The organism is Luedemannella flava, assembly GCF_039528515.1.
In the GTDB taxonomy this organism is placed as follows: domain Bacteria; phylum Actinomycetota; class Actinomycetes; order Mycobacteriales; family Micromonosporaceae; genus Luedemannella; species Luedemannella flava.
The window spans coordinates 1-584 of the sequence record NZ_BAAALT010000306.1; the positions used below are offsets into that span (position 1 = coordinate 1).

A 584-nucleotide genomic window follows, 5' to 3' on the forward strand; every position below is an offset into this window, starting at 1 on the left:
AAGCGCTCCTTCGCTGTGCGCCCGAATTTGCAGTATGCGCAAGGGGCGATGAAGGGGCGAGCTTGTAAGTACATGCGGACGTAGCATGCTCTTACATGCGGACATCGTGTCCGACTGTGAGGAGGCACAGCATGGTTCCGTCCAGCTTCAAGGTCCCCGTTCCGTTCGGGTACGCGTTCCCGCGCGGTGCCCTGGGCCTGTCCGTGGACAAGAAGGTCGACTTCTCCAAGCGCGGTCAGGCCGACGACCAGGAGCGCGACAAGGACACCGGCGAGCGGGTCTGGGTCGTCGAGGTGATGGACCTCGACCCGATGGCCGCGAAGTTCCGTCGCGACCGGGTCAAGGTGAAGATCATCGCCCCGCACCAGCCGGTGTTGCCGGCGTCCAAGGTGCCCGGCTACCCGCCCGCGATCGAGTTCGTCGGCCTGGTCCTCGTGCCCTGGGTCGACGACTCGCGGTGCAAGGGCGCTGGCGACTGCAAGGCGCGCATGGCGTTCTCGATGCGGGCCGAGGACATCGCCGAGGTCTCGGCGTCCGTCGTTGACTCGGCCGCCTGACCAGAAGAAGTACCACGCGGGGCGGGC

The 584-nt window shown here is 66.4% G+C and carries 1 protein-coding gene; it reads left to right on the plus strand.

Going from position 1 to position 584, the window contains the following annotated elements; all coding sequences use genetic code 11:
- Positions 1 to 131 precede the first annotated feature (131 nt).
- On the plus strand, positions 132 to 557 hold the full coding sequence (locus ABD211_RS32875) for a hypothetical protein (protein ID WP_344140415.1): 426 nt from the start codon (positions 132 to 134) through the stop codon (positions 555 to 557).
- Positions 558 to 584 lie beyond the last annotated feature (27 nt).